Below are 227 nucleotides of genomic sequence, written 5' to 3'. Positions count from 1 at the left end.
CACCGCGTCAGCAGCGAAGAACCGAACTATACGCTTCCCAAAAAAACCAGTCAACACCTTTCTCAAAATTATTTTCAGAAATTTAACCACCACCCTGTTTTAACAGGGTTTTTATTTTATAAAAAACTCCAACAACCTTCCTACACAATCCATACATACAAAAAATACAAACTAAAGGCCGTCTGAATTGCTCTTTCAGACGGCCTGAGACCTTTGCAAAATTCCCC

1 protein-coding gene is annotated in these 227 nt (G+C 39.2%); it reads left to right on the top strand.

Going from position 1 to position 227, the window contains the following annotated elements; genetic code table 11:
• Positions 1–186 (top strand): hypothetical protein (locus HMPREF2700_RS11915; RefSeq protein ID WP_210389896.1); only part of this gene is annotated, 186 nt, incomplete at its 5' end.
• Positions 187–227: the final 41 nt, after the last annotated feature.

The organism is Neisseria sp. HMSC068C04 (assembly GCF_001810105.1).
Lineage (GTDB): Bacteria > Pseudomonadota > Gammaproteobacteria > Burkholderiales > Neisseriaceae > Neisseria > Neisseria flavescens_B.
Note: the sequence above shows the minus strand (reverse complement) of the source record. Positions and strands in the feature narration are given on the sequence as shown.